At 37.9% G+C, this 16,681-nt stretch carries 15 protein-coding genes and 1 riboswitch; of the genes, 12 read left to right on the top strand and 3 right to left on the bottom strand.

Going from position 1 to position 16,681, the window contains the following annotated elements:
- Window positions 1-308 precede the first annotated feature (308 nt).
- Entirely contained in the window at window positions 309-695 is a 387-nt protein-coding gene (locus NSQ62_RS19115; protein ID WP_341321650.1) for a hypothetical protein, read from the top strand.
- Between the two features lie 45 nt (window positions 696-740).
- On the opposite strand, the gene NSQ62_RS19110 is transcribed toward NSQ62_RS19115, so the two are convergent.
- Complete coding sequence (locus tag NSQ62_RS19110) at window positions 741-2,681, bottom strand: ABC-F family ATP-binding cassette domain-containing protein (RefSeq protein WP_341321649.1); 1,941 nt, start codon at window positions 2,679-2,681, stop codon at window positions 741-743.
- A 152-nt stretch (window positions 2,682-2,833) separates the two neighbouring features.
- Here NSQ62_RS19110 and NSQ62_RS19105 point away from each other — a divergent pair, with 152 nt between their 5' ends.
- The 3 genes from NSQ62_RS19105 to tatC all read left to right on the top strand — a co-directional run bounded on the left by NSQ62_RS19105 (window position 2,834) and on the right by tatC (window position 4,627).
- Window positions 2,834-3,466, top strand: a complete 633-nt coding sequence (locus tag NSQ62_RS19105) for a redox-sensing transcriptional repressor Rex (protein WP_341321648.1) — start codon at window positions 2,834-2,836, stop codon at window positions 3,464-3,466.
- A 100-nt stretch (window positions 3,467-3,566) separates the two neighbouring features.
- Complete coding sequence (gene tatA / locus NSQ62_RS19100; RefSeq protein ID WP_341323980.1) at window positions 3,567-3,788, top strand: twin-arginine translocase TatA/TatE family subunit; 222 nt, start codon at window positions 3,567-3,569, stop codon at window positions 3,786-3,788.
- Between the two features lie 17 nt (window positions 3,789-3,805).
- On the top strand, window positions 3,806-4,627 hold the full coding sequence (tatC, locus tag NSQ62_RS19095; RefSeq protein WP_341321647.1) for a twin-arginine translocase subunit TatC: 822 nt from the start codon (window positions 3,806-3,808) through the stop codon (window positions 4,625-4,627).
- A gap of 96 nt (window positions 4,628-4,723) precedes the next feature.
- On the opposite strand, the gene NSQ62_RS19090 is transcribed toward tatC, so the two are convergent.
- Complete coding sequence (locus NSQ62_RS19090; protein WP_341321646.1) at window positions 4,724-5,449, bottom strand: type II CAAX endopeptidase family protein; 726 nt, start codon at window positions 5,447-5,449, stop codon at window positions 4,724-4,726.
- Between the two features lie 194 nt (window positions 5,450-5,643).
- On the opposite strand from NSQ62_RS19090, the gene groES reads away from it, so the two are divergent.
- From groES to NSQ62_RS19075, 3 genes are all read left to right on the top strand, one after another.
- Window positions 5,644-5,928, top strand: a complete 285-nt coding sequence (gene groES / locus NSQ62_RS19085; RefSeq protein ID WP_341321645.1) for a co-chaperone GroES — start codon at window positions 5,644-5,646, stop codon at window positions 5,926-5,928.
- A gap of 111 nt (window positions 5,929-6,039) precedes the next feature.
- Window positions 6,040-7,671: a chaperonin GroEL gene (gene groL, locus NSQ62_RS19080; RefSeq protein WP_341321644.1), complete on the top strand. Its 1,632-nt coding sequence runs from the start codon at window positions 6,040-6,042 to the stop codon at window positions 7,669-7,671.
- 631 nt (window positions 7,672-8,302) lie between these two features.
- On the top strand, window positions 8,303-9,673 hold the full coding sequence (locus NSQ62_RS19075; RefSeq protein WP_341321643.1) for an S-layer homology domain-containing protein: 1,371 nt from the start codon (window positions 8,303-8,305) through the stop codon (window positions 9,671-9,673).
- A 95-nt stretch (window positions 9,674-9,768) separates the two neighbouring features.
- Here the strand turns inward: NSQ62_RS19075 and NSQ62_RS19070 are convergent, their stop codons facing one another.
- Complete coding sequence (locus tag NSQ62_RS19070) at window positions 9,769-10,515, bottom strand: alpha/beta fold hydrolase (RefSeq protein WP_341321642.1); 747 nt, start codon at window positions 10,513-10,515, stop codon at window positions 9,769-9,771.
- Between the two features lie 195 nt (window positions 10,516-10,710).
- Between NSQ62_RS19070 and NSQ62_RS19065 the strand changes: the two genes are divergently transcribed.
- The 5 genes from NSQ62_RS19065 (at window position 10,711) to hemG (ending at window position 16,385) form a co-directional block, all read left to right on the top strand.
- Complete coding sequence (locus tag NSQ62_RS19065; protein WP_341321641.1) at window positions 10,711-11,598, top strand: LysR family transcriptional regulator; 888 nt, start codon at window positions 10,711-10,713, stop codon at window positions 11,596-11,598.
- Window positions 11,582-12,421: a tetratricopeptide repeat protein gene (locus NSQ62_RS19060; RefSeq protein WP_341321640.1), complete on the top strand. Its 840-nt coding sequence runs from the start codon at window positions 11,582-11,584 to the stop codon at window positions 12,419-12,421. The genes NSQ62_RS19065 and NSQ62_RS19060 overlap by 17 nt, the downstream gene beginning before the upstream one ends.
- A 243-nt stretch (window positions 12,422-12,664) precedes the next feature.
- Entirely contained in the window at window positions 12,665-13,156 is a 492-nt protein-coding gene (locus NSQ62_RS19055) for a chemotaxis protein (protein ID WP_341321639.1), read from the top strand.
- 411 nt (window positions 13,157-13,567) lie between these two features.
- A complete protein-coding gene (locus NSQ62_RS19050; RefSeq protein WP_341321638.1) occupies window positions 13,568-14,869 on the top strand; it encodes a globin-coupled sensor protein in 1,302 nt (433 codons plus the stop codon).
- A 133-nt stretch (window positions 14,870-15,002) separates the two neighbouring features.
- Window positions 15,003-16,385, top strand: a complete 1,383-nt coding sequence (hemG, locus tag NSQ62_RS19045; RefSeq protein ID WP_341321637.1) for a protoporphyrinogen oxidase — start codon at window positions 15,003-15,005, stop codon at window positions 16,383-16,385.
- Window positions 16,386-16,506: 121 nt separating this feature from the next.
- Window positions 16,507-16,611: riboswitch (SAM riboswitch) on the top strand.
- Window positions 16,612-16,681 lie beyond the last annotated feature (70 nt).

Raw genomic sequence — 16,681 nt, 5'->3', positions numbered from 1 at the left:
ATAACCTGTGGGTAAAATGTGATTTATCTATATATAGTGGCTGTTTTTTCACAACTGCATGTGAATAAAATTCATTTTAGTTGTGGATAATGTGGAAAACACTGTTGATATGTTGATATGACTGAATTTGAATTGTGTATAAATTTGTAGGCTTTTTTGTCGGAAATTAGCATATTGACCTATATATATGTCGAATCGTTAATTGGAAATAAAGGATTCATTAGTATCATACAATAGTAAAGTGAAATGTAAGAATTCCCTTCAGAAAGGGTATAGTGTAAAAATGACTGATGACGGAGGTGTTTTTCATGAATTACTTGAAGGAGCGTAATAAAATGATTACGCTACTTGTTATAGGGGGAGCGTTACTCATCGGTGTGTTGTATTTACTGAGCTGGTCTGGCAACGGGCTCTTTTTGGCCTCGTTTGGAGGAATCTTTGTTATTTTGGCTTTAATTTTTTATCCGCTGGCACTTGTATATGGTAGAAGCCAGATGATTGATGTTTTTCAGAGTATCCGTATTGGGGCGAGGCAGCCATTTCGGGCACAAAAAGCAAATTCGCCGTGGCAGCCAATTATTGCTATGGTAAATACGGTTGTAGCATTACTAACACTTGTGTTCTTTGGTTGGATTTACGGTGCCTATACGGCCTATCAAAAACTACAAATGTTAAAAAGCTTTCATGTGAAATAATAAAAGGAGAACGCCACAATAATTGTGTGAGCGTTCTCCTTATTTTTATAATTGATCTAATTCGTCATTGAGTTCAAGCCATTCCATTTCGAATGTCTCGTGCTGATCTTTTGTTTGTGATAGCTCTGTTTGGATTGCTAACGTTTTTTCGTGATCCGAGAAAACTGCTGGATCGCAGAGCTGTGCCTCGTATTGTTTGATTGTTTCATCAAGGGTTGCCATATTCTTTTCGATATCTTCAATAGCGCGACGAATTTGACGTTCGCGTTTTTTTGCATCCTTATCAATCGTAGACGTTGATTTTGTTTGCGGGCTAGGCTCTTGTGATTTTGAACCTGTTGCAGCAGCCTTCATCGCAGCTAATTCCTCAAGCTCTTGTTTTTTCTCTACGTAGTAATCATAGTCCCCTAAATACTCAAATGAGCCTGTACCAGACAATTCTACAACCTTTGTTGCAATTCGGTTTATGAAATAACGGTCATGCGAAACGAATAGCAGTGTGCCAGGATAATCGATTAATGCATTTTCTAAAATTTCCTTGCTGTCTAAGTCAAGGTGATTGGTCGGCTCATCTAGCACTAAGAAATTTGATTTTTGCATCATGAGTTTGGCTAAAGCTAAACGGGCTTTTTCACCGCCGGATAACGAGTTGACTGATTTTGATACGTCATCACCACTAAATAAGAAATTCCCTAAAATACTGCGAATATCTTTTTCGTTCATTAAAGGCCACTCATCCCATAACTCGTTTAACACGGGCTTGTTGGAATGGAGCTTTGCTTGCTCCTGATCGTAGTAGCCGATTTGAACATTAGTACCATAGCGAATCTCCCCTGAAAATGCGGCTAAATCTTTCACAACGGTTTTTAGTAAGGTCGATTTGCCGACACCGTTTGGACCGACTAATGCAATGCGGTCTTCGCGGAATACGCGCATCGTAATATTCGATGAGATTTCTTTGTCGGGGTAGCCGATTGCTAATGCATCGATTGATAATACGTCATTTCCGCTTTGGCGTTCGATAGAAAATCCGAAGTTTGCACTTTTTTCATCGCCATCAGGAGAATCCATCCAATTTGTTTTTTCTAATACTTTACGACGAGATTGCGCCATTTTTGTTGTCGATGCACGGGCTAAGTTTTTTTGAACAAATGTTTCAAGTTTAGACTTTTCATCCATTTGGCGCTCATACATTTTTAGATCACGCTCGTAATTTTTTGCCTTTTCATCTAAGTAGGCACTGTAGTTTCCGACATACTTACTAACCTTTGTACGTGATACCTCGTAAACGGTAGACACGACTTGGTCTAAGAAGTAACGGTCATGTGAAACGATTAAAATCGCGCCGTCATAGCCCTTTAAATAACTTTCTAACCAAGACAATGTTTCAATATCTAAGTGGTTTGTGGGCTCATCTAGGATTAGTAAATCAGGCTTTGATAGTAATAGTTTTGCAAGTGCTAAGCGTGTACGCTGACCACCGGATAATGATTGGATGGGCAAGGCATAGTCGGCAGGGAAAAACTGCATCCCGTGTAGGACAGAGCGTGTGTCGGCCTCGTACTGATAGCCACCTGCATCTTTGAAATCATGTTGTATTTGGTCATACTCTGCCATCACGCGACCGTATGTTTCGCTGTTTTCGTAAACGTTCGGGTCAGCCATTTGCTGTTCGAGTTGACGTAGTGTTTGCTCTTGTATGCGCAAGTTATCGAAAATTGTCATCATTTCGTCCCAAATAGATAAAGCTGAATCAATGCCAGCATGCTGCTCTAAATAGCCAACACGAACATCTTTTGGAATAATAATTTCGCCTGAGTCATAGCTCATTTGACCAGCGATAATTTTTAATAATGTGGATTTCCCAGCACCGTTGCGGCCTACTAATGCCACGCGGTCACGGTGTTGAACTTCAAGTTTGACGCCGCTTAAAATTTCATCGGTAATGAAGGATTTATATAATTGATTTACTTGTAGGACAATCATGTTTACACCTCAGTTTCTACTATTTAGTTTAAAGGATGGACACGCGGCGTGCAACGATGGATACTTTACTTGAGGCTAGTAGTTTAGTAAGATTAATTTGCTTAAACTTAAGGCTTGAAAACGATTTCCAATTGTAAGTAGGAGGAGAATGTGTGAAACCAGAAACAAAAATTCCACAAGCAACAACGAAAAGACTTCCTCTGTATTATCGATTTTTAAAAAACTTTGCAAATGAAGGTAAAAAACGCATTTCATCACAGGAATTAAGTGATGCAATGAAAATAGATTCGGCTACGATTCGCCGTGATTTTTCTTATTTTGGTGCACTCGGTAAGAAGGGCTATGGCTATGATGTGCCCTATTTAATCGAATTTTTCCGTCAAACTTTAGATCAGGATGAGGCGATGAATGTCGCGCTAATTGGGGTCGGGAACTTAGGGAATGGCTTATTAAAATACAATTTCCAAAAAAACCACAATACACGTATTGTCGTGGCATTTGATTCAAAGGCACCTTTTGAAGGAACGATGATTAGCGATATCCCTGTCTTTCATCCAGATCGTTTAGAGGAAATGTATGAGGAGTTTAGCGCGGAATTAGCTATTTTAACGGTACCTTCACGCTCGGCGCAAATGATGACAGACCGTCTAGCGAATATGAATGCAAAAGGCATCTTAAACTTCACACCAGTGCGTCTATCGGTACCAGATTCGATTAAAGTAATGAATATTGATTTATCGGTAGAGCTGCAAGCGCTCATCTATTTAGTACGAAATTCAGATTAATAACAAATTAGTAACAAATTGTTCACATTACCATAAATGGCAATTTATCGTTAATTACTGTAAAATGTACATAATAATAGAGGAGGTGGCTATAGTGGAAATGCATTTAAGTGCGATTACACCTGTAAGCCTAATTATCATCGGTTTGATTGCATTATTGATTTTTGGTCCAAAAAAATTACCATCTTTAGGCCGTGCCATGGGTTCGACTTTACGTGAATTCCGTAGTGCCACTAAAGGATTAACAGATGACGAAGATGATCACACGACGAAGAAATCGGTCATTGAACATAAAGATAACGAAAAAACAGACGTTAAGTAAATTAAGGATGTCTTAGTATGAATCCACAAGAATTAACCGTTGTTGAACATATGGAAGAACTGAGAAAGCGCTTATTTTTTGTAGCGATTTTCTTTGTCATGGCCCTTTTTGCAGGGTTCTATAGTGCAAAACCGATTATACGATACATTCAACGCAGCGATCTTGCTGCGAGTTTTACATTGAATGCCTTCAGTCCGGGAGATCCGTTAACTGTGTATTTACAAGTGACCTTCATTGTCGCGGCAGTGATCGTATCGCCGATTTTGCTTTATCAGCTATGGGCATTTATTACGCCAGGCTTGCATGAGACAGAACGCAAGGCAACATTAAAATACATACCTTATGCGTTTATTCTTGGTATTGGTGGTATGGCCTTTGCCTACTTTGTTTTATTCCCGTTTATTATGCGTTTTATGATGGATTTGTCAGGTGATTTAGAAATAACGCCAACAATTGGTATTAATCAGTTTTTCTCATTTTTACTTAAACTAATCGTGCCGTTCGGTATTCTATTCCAATTACCAGTGGTGACCTTGTTTGTGTCCCGTTTAGGGCTCATTAATCCAAAGCTTATGATTAAGTTCCGTAAATACGCGTATTTCGTATTAATCGTCATTTCTGTGCTACTTGCACCGCCTGATTTAGTATCGAACATCATCATTGCGATTCCGCTCTTTATTTTGTATGAGGTGAGTATTGTTATTTCTCGTATGGGTTATCGTAAATATGAAGTGGCTGAAAAAGAGCGCCAGTTAGCGGAGGAAGAACGTGAGCGTGAGTTGCAAGTAGAAGCGCTACTTGAACAACAGCGTAAACAAATGGAACAATTAAATAGTTAATAGAGAGCGCTATCGTTGAGGTAGCGTTTTTTTTATGAAACAACAAAAGCCCTAGAAATTTTACGTAGTGTAAAACTTCCAGGGCTTTTTCAGTTGTTAAACTTGAAATTTATCGGCATTCATTTGTATAAATGTGACGAAGCCGTTTAGTAATACGTGCGCAATGATGGGTGTAATTAGACGCTTTGTCTTGTGGTATAAGAAGGCAAAAATCATCCCACAAATCGTATATAACAGAATGTGCGTAAAGTCCATGTGAATGGCAGCGAATACTACAGCACTCACAATGCTTGCAATCCAGAAGTTATAATTTTGAATAATAGAGCCGAAAATCACACGACGGAACACCAATTCTTCTAAAACAGGACCTAAAAATACAATGGCAATGATCATGATAGGAGCCACTTTTGTGACTTCCATAATCGATTCTGTGTTTTCTGAGCCTACTTCAATGCCGAGTGCGAACTCAATATAAGCGCCAATGCTTTGCCCTAAAAATACGAGAAAGAAACCAATGACTCCCCAGCCAATTGATTTTCCTAAAGGCATCTTTTCGCCGCTAAAGACATTCCAAAAACTTTTATTTTTAGCAATAAGAATAAAGCTTACAACAACGGCAACCATAAATGAAGCGGTACTCCACCAGCCAGATAATTTAATTAACTGCTCATCGGGTGTTCCAGAAAATAGTGTCAGTAAGGCATTTTTTAAGTCAGGAATGAATATAAGTAAAAATACGGATAATTGACAAATAATATAAGTCAATAACACATAAAAGGCCGTCTTTTGTGTTTTAAACTTAGGAGAGGAAACGTTCGTCACAGCATAAACCTTCTTTCTATATATAGTAACGTTCAAAGGTAATTCTTCTATATTGTAGAGGAATTTCTAGATAAAACAAAATTTTTTAGCGCACATACTTGCAAAAAAATAGGGAATTCATTAAAATTAGTAATGTGTTAGCACTCGATTGATGAGAGTGCTAAAAAGAACAAATATTTAGGAGGTTGTTTCAATTGTTAAGACCATTAGGAGATCGCATTATTATCGAACTTGTAGAAGTAGAGGAAAAAACAGCGTTCGGTATTGTATTACCTGACTCTGCAAAAGAAAAGCCACAAACTGGTAAAGTTGTAGCTGTAGGTACGGGTCGCGTTCTTGACAACGGAACTCGTGTAGAGCTTGACGTAAAAGTAGGCGACGAAATCATCTTCTCAAAATTCTCAGGTACCGAAGTGAAGTACGACGGCGTAGAATATTTAATTTTACGCGAAAGCGATGTACTCGCTATCGTCGGTTAATTTAAAACGAAATTTAAACTTGCAGCTAGTTCTTACATAGTATGTTGCTAGCTGCACATCCATTTAAAAATAAATTCTAAAATAGAGCGAACAATTAGGAGGACATACAATATGGCAAAAGATATTAAATTCTCAGAAGAAGCACGTTCATTAATGGCGGCTGGTGTTGATAAATTAGCAAACGCTGTAAAAGTAACATTAGGGCCAAAAGGTCGTAACGTAGTGTTAGAAAAGAAATTCGGTTCACCACTTATTACAAATGATGGTGTATCAATCGCTAAAGAAATCGAATTAGAAAACCCATTTGAAAATATGGGGGCAAAATTAGTAGCAGAAGTAGCGTCAAAAACAAATGAAATCGCTGGTGACGGTACGACGACTGCAACGGTTTTAGCACAAGCGATGATTCGTGAAGGTCTTAAAAACGTAACAGCTGGTGCAAACCCTGTTGGTATCCGTAAAGGGATGGACAAAGCTGTAGCAGCTGCTTTAACAGAGCTACAAGCCATTTCTCGTCCAGTAGAAAACAAAGAGTCAATCGCACAAGTCGCGTCAATTTCTTCAGGTGATGAAGAAATTGGTCAATACATTGCAGATGCAATGGAAAAAGTGGGCAACGACGGCGTTATTACAATCGAAGAGTCGAAAGGTTTCACAACGGAACTTGACGTAGTCGAAGGTATGCAGTTTGACCGCGGCTATCTTTCACATTACATGGTATCCGATACAGATAAAATGGAAGCGGTTCTTGATAACCCATTTGTTTTAATTACAGATAAAAAAATCGCGAGCATTCAAGAAATTTTACCGGTGCTAGAGCAAGTGGTTCAACAAGGACGCCCAATTTTAATTATTGCAGAAGATGTTGAAGGTGAAGCGTTAGCAACACTTGTTGTGAACAAATTACGCGGTACATTTAACGCCGTAGCGGTAAAAGCACCTGGCTTTGGTGATCGTCGTAAAGCAATGCTAGAGGACATCGCGATTTTAACAGGTGGTCAAGTTATCACACAAGACCTAGGCCTTGATTTAAAATCAGCAGATCTTACTTCGTTAGGTCGCGCATCAAAAGTCATTGTTTCAAAAGACAACACAACAATCGTTGAAGGTGCTGGTAACACAGATGCCGTAGCAGGTCGTGTGAACCAAATCCGTGCACAACTTGCAGAAACAACTTCAGAGTTTGATAAAGAAAAATTACAAGAGCGCTTAGCGAAATTAGCTGGCGGTGTGGCAGTGATTAAAGTTGGTGCTGCAACAGAAACAGAATTAAAAGAACGTAAATTACGTATTGAAGATGCATTAAACTCTACACGTGCAGCAGTTGAAGAAGGAATTGTATCAGGTGGTGGTACAGCACTTCTAAACGTATACGGCGCGGTAGTAAAAGTATTAGACCAAGTAGAAGGCGACGTAGCAACAGGCGTAAAAATTATTTTACGTGCGCTAGAAGAGCCAGTGCGTCAAATCGCTGAAAACGCAGGTTTAGAAGGTTCAATTATCGTGGACCGCTTAAAACGTGAAGAAATCGGTATCGGCTTCAACGCAGCAACAGGCGAATGGGTAAACATGATCGAAGCGGGTGTAGTAGACCCAGCGAAAGTAACTCGTTCAGCATTACAAAACGCTGCATCAGTAGCTTCACTGTTCTTGACGACTGAAGCCGTTGTAGCAGACATCCCGGAATCAGGCGGCGGTATGCCAGACATGGGTGGCATGGGCGGCATGCCAGGAATGATGTAACTTCCACGCGGCAACGCTTTTGTTCCTTTTTGAAAACAGTTCCATACAAAGTTACACTTCGCATCATTTTATTGATGCGAGGTGTTTTTTTTCTTCTTTTCGTACGAGGTCACATGGCCCCTGCCAACTCATAGTCAGCTACTAAAATATCCAACTCATTTTCTAAAACTGAATAGAATTCTTGCGCTAATTGATTTAAAGTTCATTTCATCAACCACTTATCCTGTAAATACCCAAAATTAGATTAATAACAGAACTATTTTACTTATTTTAAAAATGATTAAAAATAATCATTTTTATATTAAATGTTAGGTTATTTGATTTATTTCAAGGGATAACTCATTAGTTGGAACAGGAAATTCATTCATAAGTTAAAAGTTATTTATTATTAAATGGTATTTTTATATTATTAGAGTTGAAATCCAATTCGAAATATCTTTTTGAATTTATGTTTAGAAAGTATATTAATATAGCGGCATTTCACTCGAAATCGTGTAGCCAAAAGGGGAAAATATATATTAGAAAAACAAAGTAGCTCATTATGTGTTATATATTTCTATTTTTATCAAAATTTTGTTTTATATAACTTTATAACTTATAATATGAACAAGTCATATTTAGGAGGTTTTAGATGAAGAAGTTTAGTATAGTAGCAGCATTTATATTAATGTTACAGCTCATATTACCCGTAACAATCCCAGCACAAGCAGAAGAAAGTGATGGACTAAATTATTTAGCATTAGGTGACTCACTTGCTACAGGTGTAAATGAATTAAATGAACTTGGTTTAGGTTATGCCGATTTTATTGCGAAGGGCTATTCTGATGACCCGGCAGCAATCCATTTTAATAAAGGGTTTTCTTTGCCGGGTTATACAACGGTAGATGTGCTAAATGATATTGAAAAAAACGTAACAAAGCCCATTTATGATTTAAATGGTGTGTCGCAAAAAACAGCAACGATTCACCAGGCGATTAAAGAAGCCGATTTTATTACATTAAGCGTTGGTGCCAATGATGTCTTAAAAAATGTGACACGCTCTGAATCAGGTGCGTTTTCATTTGATGCAGCAGGTGTTTTAGGGAGCATTCAACAAGTATCAACGAATTATGAAAAAATCTTCAAAAGTATTTATGCGTTAAATCCAGAAGTAGATCTAATTGTAATGGGGTTATATAATCCATTCCCACATATTCAAGATTCGGCGATTCAAGCGCAACTAAATATGCTTGTTACGACAATGAATAATTCAATTAAAGCAGTAGTAGAAGCAAATAGCGGGATTTTTTCTGAAGTGGCACCGTTAATTGCTGAAGATGTTGCAGTATTTTTACCGAATCCAAACAATATTCATTTAAGTGAAGCAGGCTATGAAGTAGTTGCTGAAAAAATGATGGAAGATTATTTCGCAGCAATTTTAGCGGATTTAGAAGAAGCACTAATTGATGAGCCAGTAAATGAAGCACCATTTACAGATATCGCTAATCATTGGGGCAAAGATTATATTAATATCGCGTATGCAGATGGCTTTATAAAGGGCTATGAGGACGGGACATTTAAACCAAATACAAATATGACACGTGTGGAAGTGTTATCGGTTATCGCACGTGCTTTTGAGTTAGAAGCGACGAAGCCTGCACCATTTAAAGACATTAGCAATTATACACAGCAAACACAAAATGAAATTGCCGCAGCGTATGAAGCGGGATTAGTACGTGAAAATGAAGGTTACTTCAATCCTAAAGGGGAAATTACACGTGCACAACTTGCATTAATTTTAATGCGTTTGTCGAATAATTTGGCAGGGGAAGCATATGAACCAGAAGTGATTGCACCGTTTAACGATATTAAAAATTATGACCGTGAAACACAAGTTGCAATTACATTTTTATATGATATCGATGTTGTACAAGGTACAAGTGCAACAACTTTCTCACCAAAAGGTAATTTGACACGTGCACAGTTCGCAAAAATTTTAGTATTAACCATGTCAGAGGAATAAGAAAAAGCGGTAAATGGACGGGGATCCATTTACCGCTCTTTATATATCATTGCAAAAACGGGGATTTTTGCAAGGGGACACAATACAGTGTTGCCTTAATTTTGCCATTTTAAGCCTTCAAAGAAACGATAAATTTCTTCAAAAACTAATTCACGCTCTTTACCTAATGTTAAAATATGACCAGAGTTAATGAATGTTTTAACAGATTTAATGCGGGAATTTACTGAACTATAAATGAGGTCAGCACTCTCGCAGTAATATTCGTCATCTTCTAGACCACGTAAAATATGAACGGGCGTCTTGATTACATTTAATTTTTCGCTTGTTTCGTTAATCATGCTTTGTAAATAATTTAATGAAGGCATTTTCACGAGCTCTGCGATTTTTGTACGACTATCGATTGCTTCGTCGTATGTACCTGATAATTTTTTATAATTGATTGCATAATCAACGATGCGATTTTGCAAACTATCTGTAGATTTTGAACTTGCAGGAGCAGACATTGTAACAATCGCTTTTGTTGGACGTTCTTCACCAAGCTTTAACGAGAAAATTCCACCAAGAGATACGCCGGCTACCGCAATTTCTTCGTAGCCACGATTTTTTAACTCATCGTAGCCTTCGATTACACTATTCCACCATTCAATAGGGTTTGATTGAATTAATAAGTCAGGGCCACCTCCATGTCCTTTATATAAAGGCGCATGTACAGTATAGTTACGATCAGCTAAATATTTTCCTAAACGTTTTACATCATTGGTATTGCCAGTAAAACCGTGTAATAAAAGTACGGCACGTTTACCAGCTTCAATTGTAAAAGGTTTGGGCGCGATGAGTTTCATTGTCTTTTAGACTCCTTTGTGAAGTGAATTATGTCAATTTTGTATATTTTTTATAAAAACTATTGAAAATTAAAAATAATTTTGATATGAAAACTTGCTGCTATCGATTATTATAAAGCTATTAATACATAAGTACAATTTATTATTCTTATTGTTTTGATTCAAAAAAGTTATGAATGATGTGAGGTATGAAAAATGGAGATGGAACAGCTTCAATATTTCAAAACCGTTGCTACAATGCAACATATGACACGAGCAGCGGAGGTTTTAGCGATTTCCCAACCGGCGTTAAGTAAGTCTATTGCTAGTATTGAGCAACAACTTGGCGTGCCATTATTTAGCCGTGAAGGGCGCTCGATTTATTTAAATCGTTTTGGCGAGCTTTTTTTACAAAGTGTCGACATTATCTTAGAGGAATATGAGCGGATTCGTGAGGAATTTGAGGATATTATTCGCCCAGGTTCAGGTGAAGTTTCGTTTGGTTTTATTCATACATTAGGGATGGAAGTCGTTCCAGAATTAATCGCAGCAACAACGAAGCAATTTCCGAATATGCAGTTTTCGCTAACGCAGGCAACCTCATTAAATTTATTAAAGCGTTTAGAGGAAGGTGCTATTGATTTATGCCTTTCACAAAAAATTGAATCAAAAGTAATTGATATTGAAACAGAAGAGCTATTTGTTGAGGAACTATTTGTCATTGTTCCGGTGACACACCCACTAGCGAAACAAAGCGCTGTGAAATTAGAGGATGTCAAAAACGAGCCGTTTATTGCAATAAAAAAGGGCAATTCACTACGACACTTGGTAGATGAACTGTTCTTAGAGGCTGGTATTAAATTGAAAACAACATTTGCAGCAGAAGAGATGCATACGGTAGCAGGATTTGTGAGTGCGGGTATGGGTATATCAATGATTCCAAATATTAAAGGACTCGATGATTATAAAGTAAAACGCCTTAAAGTAGATCCACCATGCTATCGCTCTGTTGGGGTTTCATGGGCAAAAAATCGCTATTTACCCCCAGCAGCAAGTGAATTTAAGCAGTATTTAGTGGATTATTTTAATGAAAGAAAAGAGTGATGTGATGCAAACGGAAGAGCAATTTCAGGATTGGCTTACACAACATTTCTTAGAGCCGAAGCATTGGCAACAACAATTTAAATTAGCAAAAAAAGGTATTGAACAATCGGTTGTAGTTGTTGCATTATTATATAAAGAACACCAAAATTTTGAACAAGCAAACGAGTGGTTGAACAAAGCAATTTTACTTGGGAATACAGAAGCAATGTATGAGCTTGGAAATGTCTATTTTGAAATGGAAGACGAAGAGCGCGCATTTGAGATGTACAAGAAGGCCGCACAACTTGGACATCCAGATGCGATGAACAATTTAGCGGATATGTATTTCAACGGTGAAGGTACAGGGCACGATGAACGCCTTGCTTTAAAATGGTTTACAAAAGCTGCGGAGTCCGGTGTGGTAGAAGCGATGTTCACACTTGGGATTATGTATGAGCAAGGGCTAGGTACCGAAGTTGATGACCAGCAAGCACTGACTTTTTATGAGGAAGCTGCACGTGGTGGGGATGTCGAGAGCCTGTATCGTTTAGGTATGATTTATTTTGAAGGGGCGCTCGGTCAACCTCAAAATAGAGAGCAAGCTATTTATTACTTCGAACAAGCTGCCGAGCACTTTCACCTGGATGCCTTCTTTAACTTGGGTTATATTTCGGAGCTTGAAGAAGGGCTGATGGAAAAAGCGGTTCATTATTATAAACAAGCTAGTTTATTGGGGGATCTAGAATCTACGAAAAAGCTCGTACATTACTATGAGCAAACAAACGATGCACAGGCGCAAAAATGGCGTGAAAAATTAACATACCTTCAACAAGACGGGGAGTGAGTTTTTTCTAGATGAGAAAATTACTGAAATGGCTTGGACTGACCTTAGGACTACTGTATGGGGAAAAAAGGGAGATCTATTAAGTGCAATTTCACCGCTAGATCAACAAAAAATAATGGCAGAAAAAACAATAGACTGGCTTTCGCAGCATGGGAATTAAAGAAAAGTAATTACAGGTTTAATTTCATCTGAATTTAGGAATTATATTAATGTAAGGAAGTTATATTAAGGAGGGGGAATTTTATGTTCATGTTTGCAGCTCCACAATTCTCTTCTAATCATAATAAGGATATCGTTCAAAAATTACAGCAAGTGCTAGCCGAGCAGCGAGAAACGTTAACGACATTATGTACAATTGTAGAATATTTAAAAGGCTATATCCAAATACAGTTAGAAAGTAACGATGTAATAAAATACAATCAAAGAATTCAAAGGATGACGGAGAAGCAAGTAAACCGTTACGATAAAATTGATGATTTAATTAATACGAATATTTTTCAAATGAAAAAAGGCAAGACCACGGATAATACAGCCCTAGTTTACGGGAAAGAAATCCGGAAAATTGAATCAGGTATTCGTACATTAAAGCTATTTGTATGTGATGCCATTAATATGAAAGATTCGAACCAGCAGTTAATGGACCGCAGTGAGGAACGCTTACGTTATTTTGACATACGTTCGATTGCCCTAGAAGTAGAGATGAACATACTATCAACAAGACTTACAGCGATTTAACAAAGAGGGCTTGTCACAACGATTTTGTGGCGGTCCTTTTCGTTTTAGGTCTTTAGGACTAATAAGAACGAACGGACGGTCATAAAAGTGTATGTTGGGAATTCAATGGCGCTTTTGGTACAGAATTAGAGAGCGAATATTTGGGGATGGAATGAATTTACACGATGATATAACTAGGTGCTAACATAGCTGTGTAGTACCAAAGCATAGAATGTTGGAAAATAGTCGGAAATAGTTTTCAAGAACAAGTCGCTTCCTTATAATAGAGAAGTTGTAGGTTAGATGGGATTTTGATAGTGAAACAAACGTATTTGAGACGATAGCGCAGAGTGTTATGAATAAATTTAACTCATGTTTCATATATATGAATAAATAACTTTTTTATAACAATAGGAAAAGGCGAGGTCGCTAATGTTTTTTAATAAAAAGAAAAATGAAAAACAAGTAATTGATTGGAATACAGTTGATGTAAAGCTTGAAAGTACTAGAAATAGTGCCGTAATGAAACAATTAAAAATGCTAGGTTTAACAGAAGATGATTTAAAACACTTGAAAGTATTTAAACCGCAAGTAGATGAAAATATTGAAAGAATTGTAGATACGTTTTATAAAAATTTAGGGATGGAGCAAAGTTTGGTTGATATTATTAATGACCATAGCTCTGTCGACCGTTTAAAAGTAACGTTAAAGCGTCATATTTGTGAAATGTTTAGCGGTGTCATCGATTCGGAATACTTTGAGAAACGTAAAAAGATTTCTCGTGTTCATGTACATATCGGGCTCAAAACGAAATGGTATATCGGCGCATTCCAAAGTCTACTAATCGACTTTATTCGATTAGTACAAGATCATATCGATGATGATGACCAACGATTCCGTACGATTGCAGCGATTTCAAAAATCTTAAATTTCGAGCAACAAGTCGTATTAGAAGAGTATGAGCTTGTTATCGAACGCATGCAAGAAAAACTAGAGCAACAAAAGCGTCAAATAGGGAATGCCGTAATTGAATCCTCAGCGAACTTAGCAGCCATTTCAGAAGAAACAAATGCTTCCTTCCATCAGCTAACATCACAATCAGATGTGATGATTGCCTATGCGAAAAAGGCGATTGATATTTCTAAAGTTGCAACAGATCAAGCGTATCAAGGGAAAGTTCAGATTCAACAGCAAACCGTAAGCATGAATGCCATTCATCACTCAGTAGGACTGATTTCAGAGGAGATGGACAAGCTAACAGAGGTTTCAAAAGAAATGGAATCTACAATGGGCATCGTAACAAACATCGCCAACCAAACAAATTTACTTGCACTTAACGCGGCAATTGAAGCAGCACGTGCTGGGGAAGCGGGTAAAGGGTTTGGTGTTGTAGCTGGTGAGGTTCGTAAGCTGTCTGAACAAACAAAAGAATCGGCAGTAAATGTTGAAGCGTTGTTACAAAATACAAATATGCGTACGGCCAAACTTCAAGAGTCGATTCAAGAAATTAAATCAGCGGTACTAGTTGGTGAGCAAAGTATGCATAATACGGAAATACAATTTAATGCGATCGTCGAGTCAATGCAAGAAACGAAAATACAAAATAGTTTAGTTGAGCAAGAAGTCGGCGAGATTGGCGAGGTAATTGTAGAATTAGGCAGTGCTTTTGACGAAGTAACAGATGCAGCAGATATGTTAGCACAAGTTGCGCAGTCATTAGAAAAAGGAAACTAGATGCATGCTAAGGGATTTCCCTTAGCGTGCATTTTTTTATACAAAATTGTAATATCCGTCAGCCCTATTTTTCGTAAAAAAGGCTTATACTGAAAAAAGAAATTAAGAGCGAACAAATAGGAGCGAAACAAATATGAAAACAATAGTAGTAGTTGGCGGCGGAATTACTGGCTTAACGACGATGCATTATTTAAAAAAACAACTGGCGGAAAAAAATGTCAACGCACGTTTAGTATTAATCGAAAAAAAACCATATTTAGGCGGTAAAATTCATTCAGAGCATGATGGAAGCTTTATTATGGAAACAGGGGCGGATTCAATCGTTGCCCGTCATCCGGGTGTGTTAGAGCTTGTGCAGGAATTAGGATTTGAAAGTGAACTCGTTTATAACGAAACGGGCATTTCCTATATTCATACGAATAACGAGTTACACGCAATTCCAGCTGGTTCAACGTTTGGTATTCCAATGAGCATGGAGTCGTTAATGGCAAGTACACTTATTTCAGAAGAAGGCAAACAGCGTGCGCTAAAAGATTTAGAATTACCGAACACAAATTTTACAAAGGAAAGCTCAATTGGCCATTTCTTAGAGTACTTCCTAGGTGAGGAAATTGTGCGTAAACAAATCGCACCAGTGTTAGCGGGGGTATATTCAGGTGATTTGTATCAATTAAGTCTCAACTCGACATTGCCTTATTTAGTCGACTATAAAAATGAGTACGGTTCGATTATGAAAGGCTTTGAAGCAAACCGTGCACAATTTGAGAAGGCGGCAAATAAAAAATTCATTTCGTTTAAAGGTGGCTTATCGGCGTTGATTGACCGATTAGAAGAGACTTTACCAGAAGTGGAATTCATGAAAAATACAGCGATTCAAGCCGTTGAAAAACAGGGTGAGCGCTACTGTGTTGTGTTAGGAAACGAAACGCTTATTGCGGATATCGTTGTCCTTGCAACACCAAATGAAACGGTGTCTACGGTATTACAAGACGCTGGTTTACGTACGCAATTAGAAAAATTCACGACTGCCTCAGCATTAACGATGTATGTTGGTTTTGATGTGGCAGATCGCATGTTACCAGCAGATGGCACGGGCTTTATCGTATCCCATAACTCAGATTTAGTATGTAATGCCTCAACATGGACGAGTCGTAAATGGAAGCATACGTCGTCAGAAGGTAACTTACTTGTCCGTTTGTTCTATAAAAACATTAATCCGCGCTACGAGGAGCTAGCTGCCATGACCGATGAACAACTGACAGAGGTCGCTTTAGGCGATATAAAACTAAGTCTGGGCATTGAAGAAAAGCCGACTGTTGTTAACGTCACAAAGTGGATCGGCCAAATGCCGCGTTATGATTTAGCACATAACGAAGCGTTAGGTCATGTGATAAAAGAATTAGCTTTGCATTATCCAAATGTCTTACTTGCGGGCTGCTCTTATTTTGGTGTTGGAATTGGTGCGTGTATTCAAAATGGCAAAAAAACAGCCGAACAAATTATCGCACGTGTTTAAATCGGAATTACCCAAATGAAGCGTTTTCATTGCATGAAAAAGCACTTTATTTGCCTAAAGGGTTGACGTTCCAGTGTGATAAAGTTATGATTCATTTAATTATTTGAAAAATTCATAAAATTTCTTATCGAGAGAAGCAGAGGGAACTGGCCCGGTGAAGCTTCAGCAACCAACATTTCATTTGTCAGGTGCTAAATCCAGTTGGCGCTTCGCCAGAAGATGAGAAGGAAACGAAATCCGACATGATAGAAGCCTTCTTTTTATATGAAAAGAAGGCTTTTTTATAGTGTTAATAG

It is taken from the genome of Solibacillus sp. FSL H8-0523 (assembly GCF_038051985.1).
Taxonomy (GTDB): Bacteria; Bacillota; Bacilli; order Bacillales_A; family Planococcaceae; genus Solibacillus.
The sequence above is the reverse complement of the archived record's forward strand: the minus strand, read 5'-3'. Positions and strand labels throughout refer to the sequence as shown.